Origin of the sequence: Streptomyces sudanensis, assembly GCF_023614315.1 — a bacterium.
Lineage (GTDB): Bacteria > Actinomycetota > Actinomycetes > Streptomycetales > Streptomycetaceae > Streptomyces > Streptomyces sudanensis.
The window spans coordinates 3,105,306-3,126,699 of sequence record NZ_CP095474.1 but is presented as its reverse complement, the minus strand read 5'-3'; the positions used below and the strand labels follow the sequence as shown (position 1 = coordinate 3,126,699).

At 73.2% G+C, this 21,394-nt stretch carries 22 protein-coding genes and 3 tRNA genes; 18 read left to right on the top strand and 7 right to left on the bottom strand.

The window, feature by feature from the left end:
* Positions 1-8 precede the first annotated feature (8 nt).
* Entirely contained in the window at positions 9-740 is a 732-nt protein-coding gene (locus tag MW084_RS14530; protein ID WP_029553231.1) for a cobalt-precorrin-6A reductase, read from the bottom strand.
* Between the two features lie 12 nt (positions 741-752).
* Between MW084_RS14530 and MW084_RS14525 the strand changes: the two genes are divergently transcribed.
* From MW084_RS14525 to MW084_RS14505, 5 genes are all read left to right on the top strand, one after another.
* Complete coding sequence (locus tag MW084_RS14525; protein ID WP_010467985.1) at positions 753-1,865, top strand: cobalt-precorrin-5B (C(1))-methyltransferase; 1,113 nt, start codon at positions 753-755, stop codon at positions 1,863-1,865.
* Between the two features lie 699 nt (positions 1,866-2,564).
* A complete protein-coding gene (gene pip / locus MW084_RS14520; protein ID WP_010467983.1) occupies positions 2,565-3,524 on the top strand; it encodes a prolyl aminopeptidase in 960 nt (319 codons plus the stop codon).
* A 781-nt stretch (positions 3,525-4,305) separates the two neighbouring features.
* The gene (locus tag MW084_RS14515; protein WP_275563625.1) at positions 4,306-5,874 is read left to right on the top strand and encodes a M28 family metallopeptidase; all 1,569 of its coding nucleotides are present in this window, start codon (positions 4,306-4,308) and stop codon (positions 5,872-5,874) included.
* A 305-nt stretch (positions 5,875-6,179) separates the two neighbouring features.
* Positions 6,180-6,476, top strand: a complete 297-nt coding sequence (locus MW084_RS14510; protein WP_003999914.1) for a type II toxin-antitoxin system VapB family antitoxin — start codon at positions 6,180-6,182, stop codon at positions 6,474-6,476.
* A gap of 103 nt (positions 6,477-6,579) precedes the next feature.
* A complete protein-coding gene (locus MW084_RS14505) occupies positions 6,580-7,224 on the top strand; it encodes a LytR C-terminal domain-containing protein (RefSeq protein WP_039828566.1) in 645 nt (214 codons plus the stop codon).
* A gap of 219 nt (positions 7,225-7,443) precedes the next feature.
* Here the strand turns inward: MW084_RS14505 and upp are convergent, their stop codons facing one another.
* Positions 7,444-8,079: a uracil phosphoribosyltransferase gene (upp, locus tag MW084_RS14500; RefSeq protein WP_010467972.1), complete on the bottom strand. Its 636-nt coding sequence runs from the start codon at positions 8,077-8,079 to the stop codon at positions 7,444-7,446.
* Between the two features lie 87 nt (positions 8,080-8,166).
* Here upp and MW084_RS14495 point away from each other — a divergent pair, with 87 nt between their 5' ends.
* From MW084_RS14495 to MW084_RS14460, 8 genes are all read left to right on the top strand, one after another.
* Positions 8,167-8,349, top strand: coding sequence for a hypothetical protein (locus tag MW084_RS14495; RefSeq protein ID WP_029553229.1), 183 nt, complete (start codon positions 8,167-8,169; stop codon positions 8,347-8,349).
* Positions 8,350-8,735: 386 nt separating this feature from the next.
* Positions 8,736-9,260, top strand: coding sequence for a tRNA adenosine deaminase-associated protein (locus MW084_RS14490; protein WP_010467968.1), 525 nt, complete (start codon positions 8,736-8,738; stop codon positions 9,258-9,260).
* Positions 9,261-9,361: 101 nt separating this feature from the next.
* Entirely contained in the window at positions 9,362-9,790 is a 429-nt protein-coding gene (gene tadA, locus MW084_RS14485; RefSeq protein ID WP_078571312.1) for a tRNA adenosine(34) deaminase TadA, read from the top strand.
* A gap of 87 nt (positions 9,791-9,877) precedes the next feature.
* A tRNA-Ser gene (locus tag MW084_RS14480) sits at positions 9,878-9,962 on the top strand.
* A gap of 285 nt (positions 9,963-10,247) precedes the next feature.
* Positions 10,248-10,412, top strand: coding sequence for a hypothetical protein (locus MW084_RS14475; RefSeq protein WP_010467964.1), 165 nt, complete (start codon positions 10,248-10,250; stop codon positions 10,410-10,412).
* Positions 10,413-10,421: 9 nt separating this feature from the next.
* A complete protein-coding gene (locus MW084_RS14470; RefSeq protein WP_010467962.1) occupies positions 10,422-10,715 on the top strand; it encodes a Dabb family protein in 294 nt (97 codons plus the stop codon).
* Between the two features lie 195 nt (positions 10,716-10,910).
* Entirely contained in the window at positions 10,911-11,777 is an 867-nt protein-coding gene (locus MW084_RS14465) for an RNA polymerase sigma factor SigF (RefSeq protein WP_029553227.1), read from the top strand.
* 245 nt (positions 11,778-12,022) lie between these two features.
* Complete coding sequence (locus MW084_RS14460) at positions 12,023-12,877, top strand: RNA polymerase sigma factor SigF (RefSeq protein ID WP_010467958.1); 855 nt, start codon at positions 12,023-12,025, stop codon at positions 12,875-12,877.
* 338 nt (positions 12,878-13,215) lie between these two features.
* On the opposite strand, the gene MW084_RS14455 is transcribed toward MW084_RS14460, so the two are convergent.
* Entirely contained in the window at positions 13,216-13,431 is a 216-nt protein-coding gene (locus MW084_RS14455; protein ID WP_010467956.1) for a hypothetical protein, read from the bottom strand.
* A 681-nt stretch (positions 13,432-14,112) separates the two neighbouring features.
* Here MW084_RS14455 and MW084_RS14450 point away from each other — a divergent pair.
* Positions 14,113-15,618, top strand: coding sequence for an MDR family MFS transporter (locus MW084_RS14450; RefSeq protein WP_476718378.1), 1,506 nt, complete (start codon positions 14,113-14,115; stop codon positions 15,616-15,618).
* Between the two features lie 390 nt (positions 15,619-16,008).
* Here the strand turns inward: MW084_RS14450 and MW084_RS14445 are convergent, their stop codons facing one another.
* Together MW084_RS14445 and MW084_RS14440 are read right to left on the bottom strand one after the other, a co-directional pair.
* Positions 16,009-16,788 carry a TetR/AcrR family transcriptional regulator gene (locus tag MW084_RS14445; RefSeq protein WP_010467951.1) on the bottom strand — a complete coding sequence of 260 codons (780 nt, stop codon included), beginning with the start codon at positions 16,786-16,788 and terminating at the stop codon, positions 16,009-16,011.
* Between the two features lie 29 nt (positions 16,789-16,817).
* A complete protein-coding gene (locus tag MW084_RS14440) occupies positions 16,818-18,323 on the bottom strand; it encodes an MFS transporter (protein ID WP_010467949.1) in 1,506 nt (501 codons plus the stop codon).
* 327 nt (positions 18,324-18,650) lie between these two features.
* Between MW084_RS14440 and MW084_RS14435 the strand changes: the two genes are divergently transcribed.
* The 3 genes from MW084_RS14435 (at position 18,651) to MW084_RS14425 (ending at position 20,163) form a co-directional block, all read left to right on the top strand.
* A complete protein-coding gene (locus tag MW084_RS14435) occupies positions 18,651-18,893 on the top strand; it encodes a hypothetical protein (RefSeq protein ID WP_050986697.1) in 243 nt (80 codons plus the stop codon).
* Between the two features lie 2 nt (positions 18,894-18,895).
* The gene (locus tag MW084_RS14430; protein ID WP_010467946.1) at positions 18,896-19,441 is read left to right on the top strand and encodes a Clp protease N-terminal domain-containing protein; all 546 of its coding nucleotides are present in this window, start codon (positions 18,896-18,898) and stop codon (positions 19,439-19,441) included.
* Positions 19,442-20,034: 593 nt separating this feature from the next.
* On the top strand, positions 20,035-20,163 hold the full coding sequence (locus tag MW084_RS14425; RefSeq protein WP_010467944.1) for a hypothetical protein: 129 nt from the start codon (positions 20,035-20,037) through the stop codon (positions 20,161-20,163).
* A gap of 78 nt (positions 20,164-20,241) precedes the next feature.
* Here the strand turns inward: MW084_RS14425 and MW084_RS14420 are convergent.
* Both MW084_RS14420 and MW084_RS14415 read right to left on the bottom strand, forming a co-directional pair.
* Positions 20,242-20,314: transfer RNA gene (locus tag MW084_RS14420), tRNA-Arg, on the bottom strand.
* Between the two features lie 209 nt (positions 20,315-20,523).
* A tRNA-Ser gene (locus MW084_RS14415) sits at positions 20,524-20,614 on the bottom strand.
* 328 nt (positions 20,615-20,942) lie between these two features.
* Here MW084_RS14415 and MW084_RS14410 point away from each other — a divergent pair.
* A partial coding sequence (locus MW084_RS14410; protein ID WP_275563624.1) for an SSI family serine proteinase inhibitor occupies positions 20,943-21,275 on the top strand: 333 nt, incomplete at its 5' end.
* Positions 21,276-21,394 lie beyond the last annotated feature (119 nt).

Here is a 21,394-nt window from a genome sequence, read left to right as displayed (position 1 = left end):
CCGGCCGGTCAACCGGCCGCCACCCATGCCGCGGCCTCCTCGACCGTCGCCGCGACCGGGACGCCGTCGGGGACGGGCGGCCGGCGGACCATCACCACCGGCACGCCGGCCTCGCGGGCGGCCGTCAGCTTCGGGGCCGTGGCCGCGCCGCCGCTGTCCTTGGTGACCAGCACGTCGATCCGGTGCGTCCGCAGGATCTCCCGCTCCCCGTCCAGCGTGAAGGGCCCCCGGTCGAGCAGGACCTCCATCCGCGCCGGATGCGGGGGCTCGGGCGGGTCCACCGAGCGGACCAGGAACCACACACCGGGTACGTCCGCGAACGCCGCCAGTCCCATGCGCCCGGTGGTCAGGAACGCCCTGCGTCCCAGCCGCCCCACGGTGCCCGCCGCCTCCTCCAGGGACGCGACCGGGTGCCAGACGTCGCCCTCCACAGGGGTCCACCCGGGGCGCCGCAGGGCGAGCAGGGGAACATGGGACACGGCGGCGGCCCGCGCCGCGTTGAAACTGATCGTCCCGGCGAAAGGGTGAGTGGCGTCGATGACCGCGTCCACCTGGTGCTCCCGCACCCAGCGGGCCAGACCGTCGGCACCGCCGAAGCCGCCCACCCTCACCCGGCCCGGCAGCGGCTTCGGACCGGCCACCCGGCCCGCGAGCGAACTGGTCACCCGGACGCCGTCCGCGTCCAGCGTCTCCGCCAGGCGACGGCCCTCGGTCGTGCCGCCGAGGATCAACACATGCATGGGACACCGTCCATGAGTACGAGCGGGGGGCGCAGCGCCCAACTCAAGCACACCGGTCTGCGGCCCGGCTGGACGACCGGTGCCTGCGCGACGGCGGCCGCCACCGCCGCCTACACCGCGTTGCTGACCGGGGACTTCCCCGATCCGGTGACGATCACCCTGCCGAGGGGGCAGACCCCGGCCTTCGCGCTCGCCGCGGAGGAGCACGGCGGCTCGTACGCGATGGCGGGCGTCGTGAAGGACGCCGGTGACGACCCGGACGTGACGCACGGGGCGCTCGTCCGCTCGACGGTACGGCTGCTGCCGCCCGGATCCGGCGTCGTCTTCCGCGCCGGATCCGGCGTCGGCACCGTCACCCGGCCGGGCCTGCCCCTCGACGTGGGGGAGCCCGCCATCAATCCGGTGCCGCGGCAGATGATCCGCGACCACGTGGCACGGGTCGCCGCCGCGCACGGCGGCACCGGCGACGTGGAGGTCACCGTCTCCGTGGACAACGGCGAGGAGATCGCCCGTTCCACGTGGAACGGGCGCCTCGGCATCCTCGGCGGCCTGTCCATCCTCGGCACGACCGGGATCGTCGTCCCGTACTCGTGCTCCGCGTGGATCGACTCCATCCGCCGCGGCGTGGACGTGGCGCGCGCCGCGGGCCGCACCCATGTCGCGGGATGCACGGGGTCGACCTCCGAGAGGACCGTCGCCTCCCTGTACGGCCTGCCGGAGGACGCCCTCCTCGACATGGGCGACTTCGCGGGCGCCGTACTGAAGTACGTCCGCCGCCACCCGGTGGACCGGCTGACCATCTGCGGCGGCTTCGCGAAGCTGTCCAAGCTGGCGGCGGGCCACCTGGACCTGCACTCGGCACGCTCCCAGGTCGACAAGGCGCTCCTCGCGGACCTGGCCCGCGAGGTGGGCGCCGACGAGTCCCTCGCCGCCGAGGTCGCCGGCGCCAACACGGGCCTGGCGGCCCTCCAGCTCTGCGCCGCCCGGGGCGTCCCCCTGGGCGACCGGGTCGCGGAGGCCGCCCGGGACCAGGCGCTGTCCGTCCTGCGCGGCGCACCGGTCGTGGTCGACGTCGTCTGCATCGACCGTGCGGGCACGATCGTGGGCCGCAGCGCCCCCCGCTAGGCCGGCCCCCGGGGCGGGTCCGGCCCGCTCGCCCGGCCGGGCGTCCCGGCCGCCCGTGGTCTGTGGTGCAGGCCCGCCGCCGAGCCCGGCAACCGTACGGAACGGCCCGGCACGGCGCCCCCGCCCGGCACCCCGGCACGGGCCGGCGGCCGGCCCCGCGCCTCCGTCCGGATCACCGCCGCCACCCCGCCCCTTCCGGCCGTACCCGCGCGCGCATCCTCGGGGGGCGCTGCCCCGGGCCTCCGGAGGTTCCTCGACCGGTCGGTCCGGTGGACGCGGAAGCTCCGCCTCCACGGCACGGTTCGCCTGGGACATCACCGCCCCTGCGCCTCCGGGACGGACAGCACCCCGGCGTGAGCGGTGGACCGCACCGGACCGCGTCACCGGCCGGACGGGGCGGAGCGGGGCCGGCCGGGCCGGCCCCGGCGGTGTGGGTGACGGCCCGGTCGGCCACGGCCGGGTGGCACCCTCCGCTCCGGCGCCCCTCCCAGGAAGGCGGTTCCCTTTCCGCCGGGACGCGGGCGGCCGGGCGCCCCGGGCCGGAACCCTTCCGGCCCGGTTCGGCACAGACCGCGGTGACCCCGCCGTCGAGACGGTCCGGCAGGTGCCGCGTACGGTCGCCCGGCTTCCGCGGACCGTGGCCGGACGGGATCACGACCGCTAACGTGACAGGACTGTCGCACTCGGAAGGGGATCGGCGTGTACCCGCAGAGCGAGCCGTACGAGCAGGGGACGCTCGACGTCGGAGACGGCAACCTCCTCCACTGGGAGACCCACGGCGCCCCTTCCGGCAAGCCCGCCCTCGTCGTCCACGGCGGGCCCGGTTCCGGCAGCCATCGGGGCGCCGCGCGCCACTTCGATCCGGCCCGCTACCGCGTCGTCCTGTTCGACCAGCGCGGCTGCGGTCGCAGCACTCCGCACGCGAGCGATCCCGCCGCCGACCTGACCGTCAACACCACGCACCACCTCCTCTCCGACATGGAACGGCTCCGCGTCCACCTGGGCGTCGACCGCTGGCTGCTGTACGGCGGTTCGTGGGGTTCGACGCTCCTGCTGGCGTACGCCGAGGCCCACCCGGATCGCGTCACGGAGATCGTCGTCCCGGCCGTCACGACGACCCGCCGCTCCGAGATCGCCTGGCTGTACGAAGGCGTGGGCCGGTTCTTCCCGGAGGCCTGGGAGCGTTTCCGGGAAGGTTCCGGCACCGACGCGGACACCGCCGCCGACCTGGTCGCCGCGTACGCCCGCCTGACCGGCCATCCCGACCGGGCCGTGCGGGAGAAGGCGACGGCCGACTGGTGCGCCTGGGAGGACGCGGTGGTGTCCCCGGAGGGGGCGGGTGCCCCGTACGCGGACAGGCCGGACGCCGACCGTCTCGCCATGGTCCGCATCTGCGCGCACTACTTCTCCCACGGCGCCTGGCTGGAGGAGGGTGCCCTGCTGCGTGACGCACACCGGCTCGCCGGCATCCCCGGCGTCCTCGTCCACGGCCGACTGGACCTGAGCAGCCCGCTCACCACCGCGTGGGAACTGGCCCGCGCGTGGCCGGACGCCGAACTGACCGTCGTGGCGGACTCCGGCCACCTGAGCACGGAGACGACACGCGCACACGTCCGCGCAGCCCTGGACCGCTTCGCCCGGGACCACACGCTCCCGTGACCTCGCGGACACGAGCCGCCGCACGGGCTCCCGCCCCGCGCACGGTCACCGGTCCACGAGCATCCGCGTCCCCGGGGGCCGCACCGCTCCGCGGGCCGGGGAGGATCCCCTCCTCACGCACGGCCCGGCGGCAGCGCCCACCGGCACGCCGGACTGACGAGCCCCCGGGAAGTGAGCGCTCTCCGGTCCGTGCGACGCCACCGGCCGCACGGATGTCGACGCCCCGGACACGCACACCGACACGCATACCCGGCGCCTCCCTGGCGAGCCGGCGCCGCCGTCCGCCGAACCGACCGCACACCGCTCTCCCGAACCGGCCGCGCGGCGCCTCCGGCGACCGGGCCACCACCCCGGCGGGTGCGGCGACGCCGTCCGCAGGCGTCCGGCGGAACGCGACCGCCTCCGGCCGGGCACGGCCGGAGGCCGACCCACGGAGGGCGGGGTTCCGTCGCGTACCGCCCCGCAGGTGGTCCGGAACCGACGGGGGGCGGCCGGGCCGTACGGGCAGGCCGCCCGCCACCGGCCGGCCGCGGCCCTCGCCGGGCTCCCGCCGCCGGTGGAGGCCCGTGCGGAGGGACAGGAGTCGAAGCACGCGGACGGGGCCGCGAAGGACGAGTCGCACCAGTGGTTCACCCATGTGCCCAGAGTGACCGGCCGAGGGAAATCCTCCCGGCGAGTTACCCACAGCCTCCGAGAAGAGTATGAAAAAGCGAGACGAGTTGTGGGAGACCTGTTCCCAGAAGCACGGTTGATGGCTAGCTTCCCCTCAACCCCCGTTCGTATGGGAAGGACCTCTGTGAACGCATCCTCTCGCAGAGCCGTGGCCGCCCTGGCCGCAGCCGCGCTCACCACCCCGCTCCTGCTGGCCTCGGCCTCCCCTGCCGCCGCCGACCGCGCCACCCCGGCCAAGGAGGCGTCGAAGCTCGCCGGCAAGCTGGTCGAATCGGCCTCCGCCGAAAGCGCCCACCAGCACCTGCGGAAGTTCCAGCAGATAGCCGACACGGCCGGCGGCAACCGGGCGGCGGGCACGCTCGGCTACGACGCCTCGGCGGCGTACGTGTACCAGCAGCTCAAGAAGGCCGGGTACGACGTCTCGTACCAGGAGTTCCCCTTCATGTACACGGAGACGCTGGCGGAGAAGCTGGCCGTCCTCTCGCCTTCGCCCCGCGGCGTCACCGTCTCCGCGCTGACCTACACCAAGTCGACCCCGGTCGGCGGTACGAAGGCCGAGCTGGCCGGTGTGCCGGTCGACGCGGACGGCTCGCACGGCTGCGAGCCGTCGGACTTCGCCGCGGACGCGTTCACCGGCAGGATCGCGCTCGTCCAGCGCGGCGGTTGCACGTTCGCGGTGAAGCAGGCAAACGCCGCGGCGGCCGGTGCCGTGGGCGCCCTGATCTACAACAACGTGGACGGCGTCCTGAGCGGCACGCTCGGCTCCGCCGAGGCCGCGAAGATCCCCACGGGCGGCATCTCGAAGGCGGACGGCCAGGCGCTCGCCGCCGCCGTGGCCGCCGGCCCGGTCGAGGTGAACATGGAGGTCCGCCAGCTCCACGAGCAGCGGACCACGCGGAACGTCATCGCCGAGACCCAGCGGGGCAACGCCGCGAACACGGTGATGCTCGGTTCCCACCTCGACTCGGTCATCGCCGGTCCCGGCATCAACGACAACGGCTCCGGTTCGGCCGGTCTGCTCGACGTGGCCCTCAAGTTCGCCAAGCACAAGGACAAGACCACCAACAAGGTGCGGTTCGCCTGGTGGGGCGCGGAGGAGAACGGCCTGCTCGGCTCCGAGCACTATGTCGGCGCCCTCGACGAACTCGGCCGCAAGGAGATCAAGCTCTACCTGAACTTCGACATGATCGCCTCGCCGAACTACGGCCTGTTCGTCTACGACGGCGACGACTCCGACGGCGTCGGCGCCCCCGCCGGCCCGGCGGGCTCCGCCCAACTGGAGCGGGACATCAACGCGTTCCTCGACCGGAAGGGCCACCCGCGCGAGGGCACGGACTTCACCGGGCGCTCCGACTACGGCCCGTTCATCGAGGTGGGCATCCCGTCCGGCGGCACGTTCACCGGTGCCGAGGGCATCAAGACGGCCGAGCAGGCGCAGAAGTTCGGCGGGACCGCCGGGACCGCGTACGACCCCTGCTACCACGCGGCGTGCGACAACCTGGACAACATCGACATGACCGCCTTCGACGTCAACATCGACGTCATAGCCAACTCCGTGGGCACCTACGCCCACGACCTGAGCTCGCTGGGCAAGCCGGTCGAGTTCGTCCCGACCGAGGGTGACGCGGGCAGCGGCGGCGGCCTCCACGACGACCACGACCACGAGGTCACCGAGTGACACACCGGTGACCGCCGCGCCGCCACGGACCGACACCCCGTGGCGGCGCGGTGCCCGGTGCCCCTCCGGCCCGGTGACGGCCCGGTGACGGCCCGGCTCCCGGACAGCCGAACCGCCCCCGCCGGCCGGGACACACGACCGGGACTCCCCTCCCGGCCGCCGCATCCGTCGCGCCCACCGAGACCGTCCCATCCGGTCCCTTCCTCCCCCGCCGTCACACCGAGCACAGCCGCCGCGTCCCCCTCGAGGGGGCATCCGTCCTCTCCTGGCTGCGCCGGGTGCCGCTTGCCCGGTAGGCTTTCCGTGTGATCTTCAAGCGCATCGGTAACGGGCGGCCGTATCCCGACCACGGCCGGGAAAGCACCCGGCAGTGGGCGGATGTCGCGCCGCGTCCGGTCCGCCTCGATCAGCTCGTCACCACCAAGGGCCAGCTGGACCTCGAAACGCTCCTCGCCGAGGACTCGACGTTCTACGGCGACCTCTTCGCGCACGTCGTGAAGTGGCAGGGCGATCTGTACCTCGAGGACGGCCTCCACCGCGCCGTGCGCGCGGCCCTGCAGCAGCGGCAGGTACTGCACGCGCGCGTGCTGGAGCTGGACTGAGCGGCTTCGGGGGCGACTCCGTTCGGGACGATCGCCACCCGTCCGGCCCTCAGCAGCTGATCGTTTAGTAGGCATACTCACCGGGCCGCACTACGCTGCGCCCATGAGCATGCTCACTCCCCCCGGTATGGGCGGAAAGTACCGCGTCACGGGCACCGCGTACCCCCGTATGCGCCGGCCCCGCCGCGGCCGGATCGTGGTCGCCGGCGTCGCCGCGGTCGCGGCGCTCGGGCTGGCCGGCTGGGGGACGTTCCAGCTCATCGACGTGTTCGGCGGTGGAGACGGAAGCACGGCGCGGTCCGCGACCGCCAAAACCTGCAAGCCGGCGAGCCCCTCTCCCGCCGTACGGCCCGCCGCCTTCCCGAAGCCGGCCGACATCACCGTGAACGTCTACAACGCGACGACGCGAACCGGACTGGCGAAGACCACCGCGGACGAGCTGAGGAAGCGCGGTTTCACGGTCGGCAAGGTCGGCAACGCACCGGCCGCCTACGACAAGAAGGTGCCCGGGACCGGCGTTCTGCTCGGCTCCCAGGGCGCCGTGAAGGGCGCCTTCCCGGTCCTGGGCACGCACCTGAAGGGCGCCGCGACCAGGACCGACAGGCGAGCGACCGCGGACGTGGACCTGATCATCGGCACGGCGTTCAGGTCCCTGGCCGCCCCGCAGGACGCGACGGCCTCGATGACCGGCCTGCTGCACCCCGAACCCAGCCCCGAGCCCGCGAACTGCGCCCCGGAGTCCCGGTAGCGGCGGCGCCAAGCCCGCACCGAACCGAACGCCTCCACCCGCACCGCCCGAGCCACCCGCACCGAACCGAACGCCTCCACCCGCACCGCCCCGCACCGCCCAGCGCGGGGCCGCTCCTCCACCCGTGCCAGGACGACGCACCCCCGGCGCTCCGGACCGCCGAGCCGGGGGCGTACCCGGCCCCTACGGGAGCCGGGCACTCGCCCCTCCGGGTCCGGGCTACTCCGCCGCGCCGTACATCCGGTCGCCGGCGTCGCCCAGGCCGGGGACGATGTAGCCGTGCTCGTTGAGGCGCTCGTCGATCGAGGCGGTGACGACCGTCACCGGGGCGCCCTCCAGGTCGCGCTCCATCACCGCGACGCCCTCGGGGGCCGCCAGCAGGACGACCGCCGTCACGTCGTCGGCGCCGCGCCGGATCAGCTCGCGGATCGCCGCGACGAGCGTGCCGCCCGTGGCCAGCATGGGGTCGAGGACGTACACCTGGCGCCCGGACAGGTCCTCGGGCATCCGCGTCGCGTACGTCGACGCCTCCAGCGTCTCCTCGTTGCGGATCATGCCGAGGAACCCGACCTCGGCGGTCGGCAGCAGCCGCACCATCCCGTCGAGCATGCCCAGCCCGGCGCGCAGGATCGGCACCACCAGGGGCCGCGGGTGCGACAGCTTGACCCCGGCCGTCGCGGTGACCGGCGTCTCGATCGCCACCTGCTCGGTGCGCACGTCGCGCGTCGCCTCGTACGCGAGCAGGGTGACCAGTTCGTCGGCGAGCCGCCGGAAGGTGGGGGAATCGGTGCGCTTGTCACGCAGGGTGGTGAGTTTGTGCGCCACCAGCGGGTGGTCGACGACGTGGATCCGCATGCGCACCACAGTAGCCCGCACTGGCATCAACCCACCCGGGCGAGGGAAGGTGGAGTCGGACGAACGCTCCCCGGGGTGGTGGTGTCCATGCCTGACCAGGCTGAATCCGGTGACCGCCGGACAGTGGACGACGCGGAGCGCAGGCGCCGCCGAGCGCGGTTCCTGCGCGAGCTGAACGAGGCGCGGGCACTGCGCGAACGCGTCCAGCCGCGCCGCGCCAGAGCCGCGCGGATGCGGCAGGCGATGCGCATGCGGACGTTCCGCTGGTGATCCGGCGCGCTCCGGTGCGCTCCGCCCGGGTGTCGCAGGCCCGCGCCGCCCGCCCCGGCCGCGGCGGACGACACTCCGTACGACAGCCGGACCGCCGCCGGTGACATACCGCACACCAGTTCGTCGCCCGCCGGTCACACGGCCTGCTTAGGCTCCCTGCGGACCCGCGGCCGGCACCTCGCCGCGCCCTTCCCGATCATGTCGGCATCCGGCCCGGGAGGACGGGGGTGGCGTGGCGCCGACCGGGTCGCGGGCTCAGACTGGTGCACGACGCAAGAGCGGAACACCTCTCCTCAAGGCCCCGCGTCTGCCACGATGCCGGGTGGGCGGGGCATTCAGGAGCGTGCCGCCCGATCGTCACACCTCTGATCAGTGGGAGAGTCACGGTGTACTTCGCCGCACTGCTCACGCTCACCGAAGACGGGTGGGTAGCGAGCGACACAGAGCTCGACGATGTGGAGACCCTGGCGGATCTGACCGACCTGGCCCGCGAAGCCTCGCCGGACGCCGACACGGTGCTCGTCTTCATCGAGCAGGAGGACGCGTGGTTCGGCATCGTCCGTGTGGAGGGCGAGGACGACCCTCGCCTCTTCGTGTCGGACGGGGCCGCCGCCGCCCGCTCCTCGTACGGGGAGATCCTGACCAGGGAACTGCTGGGCGACGACCGGGCCGACGACACGGCCGACCTGGACGCGCTGGACTTGGACGGCACCGAGGACGGGGAGCCGGACGACACGGAGGAGGACACGGAGGCGGCGGCCGGGACCGTGCCCGCCGAGCCGGTCGGCGACCGGCTGATCCTGGACGACCTGGGCATGTCGGAGAAGGAGCTCCTGGCTCTCGGCACCGACGCGCTCACCGAGATCGCGGACGCGCTGGGAGCCTCCGAGGTACTGGAGACCGTCCGCTAGTGCCCGCCCCTCCGACGAGCGGGCCCGCGGTGCCCGGCCCCGTGTCCGACGGCGTCTTCGAAGGCGCCCCCGACCCCGTGCGCACTCCTTGGCGGGTGCCCATGGAGCAGGCGCTGGCGGAGGCCGAGCGTGCCGCGCTGGCCGGCGACGTGCCGGTCGGTGCGGTGGTGCTCGGCCCGGACGGCACCCTCCTCGCGACCGGTCACAACGAGCGCGAGGCCACCGGGGACCCGACCGCGCACGCCGAGGTGCTGGCGCTCCGCCGCGCCGCCGAACGGCTCGGCGAGTGGCGGCTCACCGGCTGCACGCTCGTGGTGACGCTGGAGCCGTGCGTGATGTGCGCGGGCGCCCTCGTCCAGTCCCGGGTGGACCGGCTGGTGTTCGGCGCGGCCGACGAGAAGGCGGGCGCGGTCGGTTCGCTGTGGGACCTCGTACGGGACCGGCGGCTCAACCACCGCCCCGAGGTAATCCACGGAGTCCTGGCCGAGGAGTGCGCCGGACTGCTCACCCGCTTCTTCCGGGGCCGCTGAGGACCGGCTCCGGGCATTTCCGCACGCCTGCGGCCCGGTCCGATACGGATTTCTTCGTCGGGGCACCTTTGGGCTAAGCTCTGCCTCGGTAGCGTGTCCGAGCGGCCGAAGGAGCTCGCCTCGAAAGCGAGTGTGGCGCAAGTCACCGAGGGTTCAAATCCCTCCGCTACCGCTGACGGAAGAGGCGCACGGCTCATCGGGCCGCGCGCCTCTTCCGCTTCCTGCGTTCCGGTTCCCCTCCCGATCGCCGTCCGCCGCCCCCGCGACCGTCTCGCGCCGACCGCCTCACGGCGATCGCCCGACGTGCGCCCGTCCGGCGCGGTGCGGCCGGGCACCCGCGCCCCCCNNCCCCGGAGGGCGGTGCCGGCCCCGATCTTCCCTGCCCCGGCCTTCGGACGCTCGGTTAGACTCACCCGACCGCCGAGGGGATCACAGGAAAGACGGGGAGCCGGGGACGATGGTGCAGGCGAAGAAGGTCACGCTGTACGTCCTCGCCGTCTTCGTGCTCTACACGATCATCGCGTCTCCCAAGCGTGCCGCCGAACTCGTCCAGATAGGCTTCGAGGGGATCTCGAGCGCCGCCCAGGCGGTCGGCGACTTCATGACCGCCCTCATCTCCTAGGAGTCACGAGTGATCCGCCACCTGGTCCTCTTCAAGCTCGACGAGGGCGTGCGGCGCGACGAGCCGCGCGTCGAGGCGGGGGTGCGGGCCTTCCGGGAGCTGGAGGGCGTCGTTCCGGAGCTGAGGTTCTGGGAGTGCGCCTGGAACATCACGGACCGGCCGATCGCGTACGACTTCGCCATCAACTCCGCCGTCGACGACCTGGACGCCCTCAAGCGGTACATCGAGCACCCGGCCCACCGGGCGGCCGCCGAGCAGTGGCGCGAGTTCGCCACATGGGTGGTCGCGGACTACGAGTTCTGACGCCTCCACGGCGGCCCGACGGGAGGAGCCCCGTGCCCCTGTGGTGCGGGGCTCCTCCCGTCGGGGCCGCCCGCGCCCTCCAACACGGCATTATGGGGTGCTTGCACACGGCGGACATGTCTTGTGATGCTATGACCGCTTTTGACGGACGACTTGACCGAAATCGACCGCTAGCCGTGAAGGGGTGGCGTGAACGTGCCGGCCAGTACCACGCCTCACCAGGTACCACCCCAGAACGAGCCGCAGAGCGAACCCGTCGGGACCTGCGAGCCCGCCCCCGAGCAGGACGCCCGCATCCGCAGGAACGCCGACACCCGCGCACTCACCCAGGTCCTCTTCGGCGAGCTGAAGAAGCTGGAGCGCGGCACCCCCGAGCACACCCGCGTCCGCGCCGCCCTCATCGAGGCGAACCTGCCGCTCGTCCGGTACGCGGCCGCCCGCTTCCGCTCCCGCAACGAGCCGATGGAGGACATCGTCCAGGTCGGCACGATCGGACTGATCAACGCCATCGACCGGTTCGACCCCGACCGGGGCGTGCAGTTCCCGACCTTCGCCATGCCCACGGTCGTCGGCGAGATCAAGCGGTACTTCCGCGACAACGTCCGCACGGTCCACGTCCCCCGCAGGCTGCACGAGCTGTGGGTGCAGGTCAACGGCGCCACCGAGGACCTGACCACCCTGCACGGCCGGTCGCCCACGACCGCGGAGATCGCCGAGCGCCTGAAGATCTCCGAGGAGGAGGTCCTGTCCTGCATCGAGGCCGGGCGCTCGTACCACGCGACGTCGCTCGAGGCGGCGCAGGAAGGCGACGGACCGCCCGGCCTGCTCGACCGGCTGGGCTACGAGGACCCCGCGCTCGCCGGCGTCGAGCACCGGGACCTCGTGCGGCACCTGCTGGTGCAACTGCCCGAACGCGAACAGCGGATCCTGATGCTCCGCTACTACCGCAACCTGACGCAGTCCCAGATCAGCCAGGAACTCGGGGTGTCCCAGATGCACGTGTCGAGGCTCCTGGCACGCAGCTTCGCCCGCCTGAGATCCGCGAACAGGATCGACGCCTGACCGGAGCGGGCCATACCTCCGCCACCCGACCTGTCCGCGAACAGCCGTTCCAAAAGCCGCAGATCCCTTGTTTATCCCACGGAATCATCGCTTCCATGTCGACAAGTCACTACAGCGCGTTGCCGATATGTGACATTCTGCGGGAACCGCGTTTGCCGCAGTCTCGGTACCGGTATTCACGTGGAGGCTGCGTTCCTCCGATGGTCGCGGCCCCTCGCGACCGTCCGCGACCTCAAGGGGGTGGCATGTCCGCAGAACAGGGCAGCTCGAAGGTTCTCACGCTGACGCAGAGCGAGCCGGCCGCGCTTCCCGACACCTCGGGAGCCATCGACACGCGCACGCTCTCCCGCTCCCTGTTCCTCCGCCTCCGCGCGCTGGACGCGGCGGGGGCGGCGGCGGACAGCCCGGAGCGGATGTACGTGCGCGACACGCTCATCGAACTCAACCTGCCGCTCGTCCGGTACGCGGCCGCCCGCTTCCGCTCCCGCAACGAGCCGATGGAGGACATCGTCCAGGTCGGCACGATCGGGCTGATCAAGGCGATCGACCGGTTCGACTGCGAACGGGGCGTGGAGTTCCCGACGTTCGCGATGCCGACGGTCGTGGGGGAGATCAAGCGCTTCTTCCGTGACACCTCGTGGTCGGTGCGGGTGCCCCGCCGCCTCCAGGAGCTGCGGCTGGCGCTGACGAAGGCCGGCGACGAGCTGTCGCAGAAGCTCGACCGCTCCCCGACCGTGCCCGAACTCGCCGCCGTTCTCGGCGTGTCGGAGGAGGACGTCGTCGACGGCCTGGCCGTGGGGAACGCCTACACCGCGTCGTCGCTCGACTCGCCGTCGCCCGAGGAGGACGGCGGGGAGGGCTCCCTGGCGGACCGCCTCGGCTACGAGGACAGCGCGCTCGAAGGCGTCGAGTACCGGGAGTCGCTGAAGCCGCTGCTGGCCAGGCTCCCGGCACGGGAACGGCAGATCATCATGCTGCGGTTCTTCGCCAACATGACGCAGTCGCAGATCGGCGAGGAGGTGGGCATCTCCCAGATGCACGTCTCCCGCCTGCTGACGCGCACGCTGTCGCAGTTGCGCGAGGGCCTCATCTCGGACTGAGCACCGCCGGCCGCCGGTCCGGCCCGCGGACGCGCGGACCGGACCGGGCCGGCGGCGAGGGGCGGAGAGGCGCCGGACCCGCCGGCCCCTCCGCATGCGGGCGTCGGGGCGTCGGGACATCGGCGCACGCGCGCCCGTACGCCGGCGCGCAGACGGGCCCGGGACGCGCCGGTACGGACACGGACGTACCGCCACCCACGCGGACGCACCGGTACCCGAGTCGGTGCCGGCAAGCGGACCCGCGCGTACCGGTGGGTGGTTCGGTACGGACGCGCCCCAGTACCGGCCGCGGCGGGACGGCGGGGCGCCGGTCACCCGGGGCGACCGGCGCCCGGGGATCAGCCCAGCGCGAGCCAGGCGACCGCCGCGACGACCGCGGCCGCCACGACGAGGCCGACGATCAGCCCGACGCGGGGGCCTGCCGACCGGCCCGCGGCCTGCGGCTGACGCTGCGGGGCGCCCTCGTCGACGAAGGCGCGGAACATCTGGGTCGAGCCCGCGGGGTCGTGGGAGTTGCCCTGGGGGCCCTGGGGGGCGTGCGGGTTGTGTGCCATGGGGCAGGACCCTAGCGAACCGCGCCCTCCCGTCCCACTCCGGGAGCCCTCCGGGAGACCCCGGTCTTTCTTTGCCGGTTCTTTGGCCGCATACACCCCGTTTCATTTGCCCGCCGCAGTCACGCGGCCATAACGTTGCCCTAAGCAACGAGGTATGGAGGTGCGGTGGCGGCACGCGGCCGATCCGGCGGACCGGCCCGCCGGACCGGCGCCTCGGGGATCGCCGGGCGCGCCGCCGTACGGCCCCTCGCCGCCGGCCGCCCGGTCGCTGCGGGCCCCGTACCGGCCCGCCGAGCCGGTACGGGGAAACGCGCCCGGACCGGTCCGGCGGCCTCCTCGCCGTCCACGCATCCGCGACCGGCCGGCACGTCGCCGACGCCGCGGCACCGGCCGGTACGGGCCTCCGTCCGGCCCGGTCCCGCACCGCTCCCGCCCCCCGCACCCCGGCCCTCCGTCCAGCACGGCCCGTGTAACCCCCGGCGGCCTGCCGCGGACCGGCCGCGGAACCGGGGGCGGCCCGGCGCGCCGGGCGCGGCCGACCGGACCCGGGCGCCCCGCGGCGAAGCCGGAGCAGCAGCAGAAACCGAAGACGAAGCAGACGACGCACGCGTGAGGAAGCACATGGCCACCACCACACCGCCCGGAGTGCGGGACGACGCCGACGGGACCGCCGGTACGCCGATGACGCACCGGCAGATCATGGAGGCACTGTCCGGGCTGATGCTCGGCATGTTCGTGGCCATCCTGTCGTCGACGATCGTCTCCAACGCCCTGCCGGAGATCGTCACCGACCTCGGCGGCGGCCAGAGCGCCTACACCTGGGTGGTGACGGCGTCGCTGCTCGCCATGACCGCGACGACACCGCTGTGGGGCAAGCTCGCGGACCTGTTCTCGAAGAAGCTGCTGGTCCAGCTCTCCCTCGTCGTCTACGTCGCCGGCTCGATCGTGGCGGGCCTGTCCCAGAGCTCCGGCATGCTGATCGCCTGCCGGGTCGTCCAGGGCATAGGCGTGGGCGGTCTCTCCGCCCTCGCGCAGATCGTGCTGGCCGCCATGGTCCCCCCGCGCGAGCGCGGCCGGTACTCCGGCTACCTCGGCGCCGTCTTCGCGGTCGCGACGGTCGGCGGCCCGCTGCTGGGCGGAGTGATCACGGACACCGACGGGCTCGGTTGGCGCTGGTGCTTCTACGTCGGCGTCCCCTTCGCCGTCCTGGCCCTGCTCGTCCTGCACAGGACGCTGCGCCTGCCGGTGGCCAGGCGCGAGGTGAGGGTCGACTGGTCGGGCGCCGCCCTGATCAGCGCCGCCGTGTCGCTCCTCCTCGTCTGGGTCACCTTCGCGGGTGACAGGTACGACTGGGCGTCCTGGCAGACCGCCGCGATGGTGGGCGGCTCGGCGCTGCTCGGCGCGCTGTTCCTCGCCGTCGAGTCCCGGGCCGCGGAGCCGATCGTCCCGCTGCGCCTGTTCCGCAACCGCACGATCGCGCTCGCCTCGCTGGCCTCGCTGTTCGTGGGCGTGGCGATGTTCGCCGGGACGGTGTTCTTCAGCCAGTACTTCCAGCTGGCGCGGGGCGAGTCGCCGACGATGTCCGGTGTGATGACCATCCCGATGATCGCCGGGCTCTTCGTCTCGTCGACGGTCTCCGGCCAGGCCATCACCAGGACGGGCCGCTGGAAGGGCTGGCTGGTCGGCGGCGGTGCCCTGGTGACGGCGGGCCTCGGCCTGCTCGGCACCATCCGGTACGACACCGAGTACTGGCGCGTGGCGGTGTTCATGGCCGTGCTGGGACTGGGCCTCGGCATGGTGATGCAGAACCTGGTCCTGTGCACCCAGAACCAGGTCGCCCCGCAGGACCTGGGCGCCGCGTCGTCGGTCGTCACGTTCTTCCGCTCGCTGGGCGGCGCCGTGGGCGTCTCCGCGCTGGGCGCCGTACTGGGCGACCGGGTCACGCGGTACGTGACGGAGGGCCTGGCCGCCCTCGGCCCGAAGGGCGCTGCCCCCGGCCACGGCGGCACGGCCGGCGGCGGCATTCCGGATCTGGACGCCCTGCCGGCGCCGGTCCGCGGGGTGGTGGAGAGCGCGTACGGGCACGCGGTGGCCGACGTCTTCCTCTATTCGGCGCCGTTCGCCCTGCTCGCCCTCCTGGTGACGTTCTTCATCCGGGAGGTCGCCCTGAAGAGCGCGCACCACTGAGCCCACCGGCCCCGTGGCTCCCGGGCCTCCGGGCGGGCCGCCGCCCGGAGGCGTCACGGGCCTCGGGCGGCACAGCGGAAGGACGGCGACGCCGGGCCTCCGCCGGGTCCTCGGCGCCGCCGGGTCCGCCGGGGTCCGCCGGTGGCCGGGGTCCTCCGATGCCCGGAGAGCCCTCCGTGCTCAAGTCCTCGGTGCTCAGGGCCCCCGCCGCCCGGAGTTCCGCCGCCCCTCGGCACCGTCGTACCGCTGCCCGGCCCGGACGCGCGTCCCCGCCCCGCGTCCGGGCGCCGGCGAGCCGCGCCTCCTGCGGTCCCGGGCCGCCGTGCGCGCCCCGCACGTCCCACGAGCGGCCCGCACCACGCCCCTCGCCGATCCCGGCGCCCGCCGTTCCTAGCGGCCCGCCTGGGCCTCGATGCCCGCGATCAGCAACTCCACGGCGGACTCGAAGTCGCGGTCGCGCATGTCGTCGACCGTCTCGCCGCCGCGCGCCTCCACCATCTCCTGCCCCGCCTCCATGACGGGGTTCAGCTCCGGTCGGCTGCGGACGGCATCCATGGCGTGGGCGAAGTACTCGTCCTGGGTCAGACCCGCCTCCGCGCAGCGCTGGCGGAAGTGGCCCTCGATCGTGCCGAAGCCGTACACGAACTGGAAGACCGCCGCGATGCCGCCCGCCTGGCGCTCGGGCGGCAGGCCCGTCCGGCGGATCAGCCGCTGGACGCACAGGGACAGCCCCGTCCAGTTCGGTCCGATGTTGAGGAAGCGGCCCACCAGCGTCGACAGCCACGGGTGGGCGACCAGCAGGGCGCGGTAGCCCCGGACGAGGCAGCGCAACTGGTCGCGCCAGTCGGCCCCCGGGTCCCCGTCGAGGTCCGGGAGGACGACCTCGCCGGCCACCGCGTCGCTCGCCAGCTCCAGCAGGTCGTCCTTGGAGTCGACGTACCAGTAGAGCGACATGGCGGTGACGTTCAGCTCGGCCGCCAGCCGGCGCATGGAGAACCCCGCCAGGCCCTCCGCGTCCAACAGCCGTACCGTCGCCGCCGTGATGCGTACGCGGTCCAGGCCGGACGGCTGGTCGCCGCCCGCCCGGCGCCCGCGCGGCGCGGCCTTCCCGTCCAGCCAGACGCTCATGCGCGCCGGACGCTTCGTGTCGCGGTCGGCTGCCGCCACCATGGCTTCCTCCTCGTTCCGTGCCGCCGATGCTATGCCGGGGCGTTCCCACCCCTCTCCGCGCGGTGCAGCAGCAGCGCCGCGAGCAGGCCGCCCGCCAGGACCGCGACCGCGCCGACGAGTTGGCTGGTCTCCAGACCGGCAGCGAAGGCGTCCGCGATCCGGGTGCGCTCCGCCGGTCCGTCGGCCGCCGCCAGCGCCGCCGGCAGCGACACGGCGGTCACCGAGGCGAGTGCCGTGAACCGGGCGTTCAACACCGCGCCCAGCACCGCCACGCCCAAGCCGTTGCCGAACTCGGCGAGCGTGCCGTTGACACCGGCTCCGACGCCCGCCTTCTCCGGCGGGATCGCGCTCATGATGGCGTTGGCCATGGCCGGCATCGACAGGGAGACGCCCGCCCCCATGACGACCAGGCCGAGCAGCATCCCGCCGTAACCGCGGGAACCGAGGAGGGCGATCGACGCGAGGCCGCCCGAGACCAGGGCCATGCCGAGGGCGATCGTGAGGGGAGTGCCCAGCTTCGGCAGCAGGCGGGCGCCGACGCCGCTGAGGTTGAGCACCACGACGGTCAGCGCGAGCGGCGCCGTCCGCAGGCCGGCGTCGAGCGGGTCGTACCCGAGGACGAACTGCAGGTGCTGGGTCAGCAGGAACAGCGACCCGGTCATGCCGAACGCGACGAGGACCGCGCCCGCGACGGCACCGACGAACCGCTGGTTGCGGAAGAAGTGCATGTCCAGCATCGGGTACGGGGTGCGCAGCTCCCAGAACGCGAAGGCCCCCGTCGCCAGGAGGCCCACCGACACGGCGACCAGTACGCGGCCGGACAGCCAGCCGTGGTCGGGACCGTTGATGATCGCGTACACGAGGGCGGTCATGCCGATCGTGGACAGCACCGCGCCCAGCAGGTCCGGCCGGTCGCCCTGCCCGTGCCGGGACTCGGGGACCATGACCGCTACCGCGACCAGGCCGAGCGCGGCGACCGGAAGGTTGATCAGGAAGATCGCACCCCACCAGAAGTGGTCGAGCACGAAGCCGCCGAGCAGCGGGCCGGCGGCGAAGCCGAGCGAGCTGACGGTCGACCAGATGGCGATGGCCTTGACGCGCTCGGTGTCGTCGAAGATCTGGACGACGACCGCGAGGGTCGTGGTCATCAGCAGCGCCCCGCCGACGCCCATGCCCGCGCGGGCCGCGATGAGCTGGGCGGAGCTCTGCGCGAGACCGGCGGCGAGCGAGCCCAGGCCGAACAGCGCCAGGCCGGTCAGCAGCATGCGCTTGCGGCCGTAGCGGTCGGCGGCGTTGCCGGCGGTGAGGAGGAGGCCGGACTGGACGAGCGCGTAGGCGTTGATCATCCACTGGACGTCGGCGGTCGAGGCGTCCAACTCCCTGGTGAGGGAGGGGATGGCCACGTTCAGGACGGTGTTGTCGAGCAGCACGGTCAGCTGGGCGAGGCAGATGACGCCGAGGATCAACCAGCGCTGCGGGTGGCCGCCACCGGACGGGGCGGCGGGGTTCGGGTTCTCGGCGGTCGTCGCCGTCAACGGGACTCCTTGTACGGTGTAAGGGAAATCTCCCTTACACCGTACAAGGACTTCCTCCGCACCGCGCGCCGTTATGTCCCCGGCGGTCGGATCAGGCCACTCCGCCCCTCACCGACCGGTCGGGGCGACACCGCCGAACGTCCTGCCCACCGGCGGCCGGCGGGCGGGTGGCGGCGGTTTCGGCGGTTCCGCACACCGGCGACCGGAGGAGGGCCGGGCACCACGCCGCACCGGAGGGACGGGGCCGGCACTCGCGAGGCCGGCCGTCGGCACGGCCGGTGTCAGGATTCCTTGACAAGGATGTCGTGTCAGGGCAGCCTGACAGACATGGGAGCTGAGGAGACCCCCGCCTCGCTGGCCGGAATGGTCACCGACAAGGACCCCGCCGTCGGTTTGCAGGCCGTCGTCGCGTTGCGCCGCCTCCTGGAGGAACTGGAGCGGCTGCACGTCGACAACGCCCGGCAGCAGGGCTGGTCGTGGCAGAGCATCGCCACGCACCTGGACGTCAGCAGGCAGTCGGTGCACGAGAAGCACGCGGGCAGGCGCAAGGCCATGGGCATGGAGGAGTAGCAGTGTTCGAGTTCTTCACCGATCACGGCAAGCAGGCCGTGGTGGCCTCCCAGGACGAGGCGATCGCCCTGGGGCACGACTTCATCGGCACCGAGCACCTCCTGCTCGGCCTGATCGCCGCGGCGGACGGGACGGCCGCCGGTGTGCTGCGCGGGCAGAACGTCGACTTGACGCAGGCCCGGCAGGAGACCGCCCGCGTCCTGGAGGCGGCTGGGATCGTCGCTGCGGGCGGGCAGCCCGCACGCGACGCCCTGTCGTCGATCGGCATCGACGTCGCGGAGATCCAGCGCCGGGCCGACACCTCCTTCGGACCCGGCGCCTTCCGGTTCCCCCGGCCGGCCTACACCCCCGAGGCCCGCCGGGCGCTGGAGAACACCCTGAGCGAGGCTCGGGCACTGGGTCGCGACAGGTTCGGCACGGAACACATCCTGCTCGGCCTGCTGACCGTGCCCGAGGGTCACGCCCTGAAGGTCCTGGCCGCCTTCCGGGTCGACCCCGCCGCCCTGCGCGAGGCGGTCATCGCCCGGGCCGGCTCCGAAGGGCCGTGACCGCAGGCCGCATCACCGCGGCGAGCCGCAGCGCCTCGTACTCGTTCGTCGGCTGTCGCCGCGGTAGACGGTCGGCGTCTCGCCGGCCGGTTCCCCGCGGACGCCGCCGACCGCGACGACCCGCCGTCCGCGGTCCGGGGGCTCCTGCCGTGCTGCGCCCCGGGCCTCACATGGAAGTCGATCGACTTCGACACCGGCGGGCTGTACGCGGATCACCGGATCCACGGGCCGGACGGCAGATCCTCCACCACGAGACCAGGACCGGGGACTCCGACGCCTCCCCCTCGCTGCCGGCGCTCTGCCCCAGGGCGTTCCGAACGCGTCGGGCCCGGCGGACCGGGGGCCGGGAGGCGGCCGGAGTCCTGTGGCAGCACAGCCACCATCCGATCTCCACGATGACGTACGGGACGCCGACTTCACGACGACGTACGGGACGCCGACTTCACCACGACGTACGGGGCGCCGACCGATCCGGACGACCTGACCCGCGTGTTCGCACTGCGGGCCCGCCGCACCGGCCTGCGGAGCTCCCGCTCCGGAACACCCGCCACACGTGCGACTCACCCCTGGTCGCCCTCAAGGTCCACCCCGAGGTGGCGCAGCGCATCCCGCGGCACTCCCGGACCGCGATGACCATGGAGGTGTACGCCGCGGCGAGCGGCGAGGAGGTGCGGGCGGCGATCGGCCGGCTCTCCGGCGCGGTGGGCAACAGGGCCGGCTGAAGCTGGTTGCTGTACTTCGCTGCCGTACGGCCCGGCAACGCAAGAGGCCCGGACTCTCGTCCGGGCCTCTCAGCTGTGTGCACTCGGCAGGATTCGAACCTGCAACCTTCTGATCCGTAGTCAGATGCTCTATCCGTTAAGCTACGAGTGCCTGCCAGTGATCTTACTCTCTGGCTTCCTCCCGGGCTTTTCGGCCCGGTCGGCGTTGCGAGAACAACATTACATGACCTGCGCCGCGACGCGAAATCCATTGGCCGAACCCCTGCAAAACCGGACAAACAACCCGCTCGACCTTCGGGTTCTCCAAAAGGACCGGGGAACGGCGGAAGCCCCGGCCGTCGGGCCGGGGCTTCCGTGGGGCGGAGGCGGAGGGATTTGAACCCTCGATGGGCTTTAAGGCCCAAACCGCATTAGCAGTGCGGCGCCATAGACCGGACTAGGCGACGCCTCCAGCGCACCCGCTCACGCGTGTGGTGCGTGCAGATGATGACACAGTACGGGGCCGCGCCACCAATCGCCGTCCACGGTACTAGGCGCCCGGGCCGCACGGCAAAGGCTTTCGGCTGCGCAACGCGGCGGCCGGTTCGGCGTTAGAGGAGTGGGGAGCCGGTCGCTCGGCGCCCCCGTACGGTTCCCGAGCCTTGGAGTGCACATGCTGCGCCGCCTCGTCCTGACCTCCGTCGCCTCCGCCGTCGCCCTCGGCGTCGGTACGCCCCTCGCCGCGGCCGCCCCCCTGCCGNNNNCCNCNGCCCCAGCTGCCCCCGCTGCTCGCCGCCCCNGACTCCCTGACGATCACCGTGGAGCGGTCCGGGAACCCCGCCGCCGACGGAACGTTCAGGCTGGAGTGCGACGACGACCGGGGCAGCGGCACCCACCCGCGCGCGAGCCGCGCCTGCGCACGGCTGGAGGCGCTGTCCGAGAACGGCCGGGACCCGTTCGCGCCCGTCCCGCAGGGCCGGATGTGCACCCAGCAGCACGGCGGCCCGGCCACCGCCCACGTCACCGGCACCTGGCACGGCCGGAAGGTCGACGCGCACTTCTCCCGGGCGAACGGCTGTGAGATCGCCCGCTGGAAGAATCTCCAGCCCGTGCTCCCGATGGCGCGCTCGTAGTACCGCAACGCGTTCACCAGCGGCTACGGGCAGGGGGTGCACGCCACGCGCACACAACCCCACGCAGAGCTCCCCCTCATCCGCCGCTCCGCGTGCATCCCCAGCCCTTAGACTCCATA

Coding starts and splice junctions, on each gene's coding strand:
- tadA (WP_078571312.1), top strand. CDS start 9,362: ATGGAGCAGGCGCTGGCGGAGGCCGAGCGTGCCGCGCTGGCCGGCGAC.
- MW084_RS14445 (WP_010467951.1), bottom strand. CDS start 16,788: ATGGTGGCGGCAGCCGACCGCGACACGAAGCGTCCGGCGCGCATGAGC.
- upp (WP_010467972.1), bottom strand. CDS start 8,079: ATGCGGATCCACGTCGTCGACCACCCGCTGGTGGCGCACAAACTCACC.
- MW084_RS14450 (WP_476718378.1), top strand. CDS start 14,113: ATGACGCACCGGCAGATCATGGAGGCACTGTCCGGGCTGATGCTCGGC.
- MW084_RS14530 (WP_029553231.1), bottom strand. CDS start 740: ATGCATGTGTTGATCCTCGGCGGCACGACCGAGGGCCGTCGCCTGGCG.
- MW084_RS14455 (WP_010467956.1), bottom strand. CDS start 13,431: ATGGCACACAACCCGCACGCCCCCCAGGGCCCCCAGGGCAACTCCCAC.
- MW084_RS14435 (WP_050986697.1), top strand. CDS start 18,651: ATGGGAGCTGAGGAGACCCCCGCCTCGCTGGCCGGAATGGTCACCGAC.
- MW084_RS14515 (WP_275563625.1), top strand. CDS start 4,306: ATGGGAAGGACCTCTGTGAACGCATCCTCTCGCAGAGCCGTGGCCGCC.
- MW084_RS14475 (WP_010467964.1), top strand. CDS start 10,248: ATGGTGCAGGCGAAGAAGGTCACGCTGTACGTCCTCGCCGTCTTCGTG.
- MW084_RS14525 (WP_010467985.1), top strand. CDS start 753: ATGAGTACGAGCGGGGGGCGCAGCGCCCAACTCAAGCACACCGGTCTG.
- MW084_RS14460 (WP_010467958.1), top strand. CDS start 12,023: ATGTCCGCAGAACAGGGCAGCTCGAAGGTTCTCACGCTGACGCAGAGC.
- MW084_RS14505 (WP_039828566.1), top strand. CDS start 6,580: ATGAGCATGCTCACTCCCCCCGGTATGGGCGGAAAGTACCGCGTCACG.
- MW084_RS14495 (WP_029553229.1), top strand. CDS start 8,167: ATGCCTGACCAGGCTGAATCCGGTGACCGCCGGACAGTGGACGACGCG.